This is a genomic window from Meiothermus sp., from assembly GCF_025060375.1.
In the GTDB taxonomy this organism is placed as follows: Bacteria; Deinococcota; Deinococci; order Deinococcales; family Thermaceae; genus Meiothermus.
On sequence record NZ_JANXCG010000044.1, the window covers coordinates 1 to 2,597 of the forward strand.

Annotated in this window: 2 protein-coding genes and 1 pseudogene; all 3 read right to left on the reverse strand. The window is 64.7% G+C overall.

Going from position 1 to position 2,597, the window contains the following annotated elements:
* Positions 1-127: 127 nt before the first annotated feature.
* Positions 128-1,528, reverse strand: coding sequence for a TIGR02710 family CRISPR-associated CARF protein (locus NZ849_RS05960; protein WP_295405345.1), 1,401 nt, complete (start codon positions 1,526-1,528; stop codon positions 128-130).
* Complete coding sequence (cas6, locus tag NZ849_RS05965) at positions 1,458-2,264, reverse strand: CRISPR-associated endoribonuclease Cas6 (RefSeq protein ID WP_295405347.1); 807 nt, start codon at positions 2,262-2,264, stop codon at positions 1,458-1,460. The genes NZ849_RS05960 and cas6 overlap by 71 nt, the downstream gene beginning before the upstream one ends.
* Positions 2,261-2,597 (reverse strand): annotated as a pseudogene (locus tag NZ849_RS05970) (hypothetical protein); the annotation flags it as partial. The gene cas6 and the pseudogene NZ849_RS05970, both read right to left, overlap by 4 nt.

Consider the following 2,597-nt stretch of genomic DNA (forward strand, 5'->3'; position numbering starts at 1 on the left):
TTACCCCAGACCACCACTGCCCGCACCTTGCGGGCCGGAAGCTCGGCCAGGGTTTGTTGGTCCAGCTCGACCCGCAGGCGGCCCTGGCGCAGGCGCAGGGTGGCGGACTGCTCGGTGAGGTGGAGGGTCACACCAGCTCTACCGGCTCAACCGACACGGCCAACCCGGCCTCTTCCCGCGTGGTCTGGTATAGCCTGTGGGCAAACTGCTGGAGCCTTTCCACGTCCCCTTTCTTGCTCACCTCGAGGCCATGGATCAGCAGGCTTTTGTTGCGGCTTTGCAGCATACCCTGGTAGCCCCGCAGGTCGCTATCGGAGAACCGACTCAGGGCGGGGTCGCCCAGGTAGCACAGCAGGGCGATGCTTTCCAGTAGCCCCAGCTTCTGCACCGGCCTGATCTGTTCGGGTGGCTTTCCCAGCCAGACAGACAGGGCTTGCCGCAGGTGCTGCTGTTCTTCAGGGCTCAGGTTGGGCTCGTCGTCGCTGCGTCCCCGCACCGCAAGACGGTGTTGCAAAAGCAGCTCGAAGGCCCGGTAGTAATAAAGAGCAGCGGAGACCGGTTGCCGCTCCCTGCGCTCGTCCCCCAGTTGTAAAAGCGTCGCGGTCAGCCAAAGAATACCCTTTTGCTCGGAAAAGTTCTTCGACTGGAGCAGGGCCACAATGGCCTTGAGGCCCTCTTTCTGCTCTTTGAGCCGCTGGGCGTGGCGGTTCAGGGGGTGGTTGCGGTAGGCGTCTTGCGTCAGGAAGTTGAGGAGGCGCTGGGCGTTGCTCGAGGCCCCCTCAAAGTCCAGGGCGTACCAGCGCTGGTACATCTCGCAAAGGGCTGCGTACACCTCAAAATGGCCCTGCCCGGTTTTTCTTCTGAGGGCCTGGTAGCGGTCGGCTGCTTTGCTGAATTCCCGCGCCCCGTAGAACTCCTGGGCCAGGTGCTCGTCTAAGTCGCCCAGCACCTCGTGAGGGTTGGGCAGCAGGATGAGCTTTTCGGTTCCGGCCACCGGCTTGCGCAAAGCGGGGTCGAAGGCGTCGTTGTCCACATAGGCCACCCGCAGGCTGGGATGCACCCGCTGCAAAAAGTAGCCTGCCGCAGCCATCCCGGCGCTCATGGCCTTGGTGCCGCTGGTCAGGTCGAGGGCGATTTTCTTGCCGGGGTGCTTGCGCACCTGCTCGCCTACGGCCCGGTAGAGCCGGGTTACGTCGCTCTTGTCGATCTCGATGGGGTAAACCTCCCGCCCCAGGTCTTGCTGCAACTGGCTCAGGTAGCGCCTGCTCTCCGGGGTGTGGAGCACGTACACCTCGTCGGCCCCCAGGCCCAGCGCGGCCAGGGTGGTGGCCTCCGGGCTGGTGCCCAGGGTGTGGATGGAGACCTCGAAGGTCTCCCGCAAGGGGTAAACCTGGGGCTCTTTGCGCCAGAGCTCGAGCAGAAGCGGCCACACATTCTGGGCGTAGATTTCCTGGGCCCTAGCCCCCTCCGCTTCCTGCGCTTTCAGGTTCTGCCAGGCCTGCTGAAGCCTCTCCTTCAGTTCCTGCATGGTGTACCTCCTGTCTCGGGTCGAAGGCCCGCACCCGGCCAAAGCCTAAGCTGGTCTTGGCCCCCACCCCGGCGTAAAAGGCAAAGCGGCCCAAAGCCTGCATCCACTGGGCCTCCAGCGGGCTGGCCGCGGGCAGGTGATAGACCACCCGCCCCACAAAGCCCACCCCCCGCTCGTCGGGGTTGGGCCGGGTGGCCTGGGTGTGGCCTTGCAATCGGGCGATGGTCATGCGCTCCCAGCTTTCCGCAAGCTCAGGCGGCACCTTGACCGGCGCAAAGGCGTTCCAGCGCTGGGCCAGCGAGTCGAAGACCAGGCGCGGCTCGGGCAGGGGGTAGCTGTTCCCTTTACGGCGGAAGAAGGTGGGGCTGGCGAACTGAAGGCCCAGGCTGGGGCCCGCCTGGCCCTGGAAGAGCCGGGGGTAGCTGCTCACGCCGGCCCAGGGGTGCTCCTCTTGCAACACCGCCTGCACGGTGAAGGCCGACTTGAGCCTCACTGGCTGGCCCAGAAGCCCAAAGAGCCTGGGCGAAAGCCGGGCGTAGAGGCTTTCCTCCAGAATGCCTATCCGCACCCACCAGGCCCCCTCACACCCCCCCAGCGAGAGGCTGAAGGGGTTGGGCTGGGCGCTGTGGAGGTCGGGGTCTATCTCCTTCAGCAGGCCATACACCAGCCCCCGCCAGCCGTCGGGGTCGGGGCGGGCGGGGCCCTCGAGGGCAAGCACAATGGCGGTGAGAATCATGATGGTTGGATGGGCTCGAGCCGCGCGATGGCCCAGCCCAGGGGGCAGCCGTCTTTGGGATCCACCGCCCCGGCGGTCTTTCGGGTTTTGGGGTTGTTATCTACGGGCTCGAGCTGGCGGGTTCGAGGGTTGAACTGGCCTTCTAACAAAGAGAGAGTGACAGATAGCTTGCCGGAGCCGAAGCCGATGCGCAAAGGGAAGGCGTCTTTATCGCGGTCGAGGGAGGCTGACAGCTTTTCGTACATACTATTCGCCTGCTTCAAGCCCAACGTTTGTGCGAATTTCCACTCGACTTCCAGTACCTTCCGGAAGAACACGCGGCAGGCCTCACTC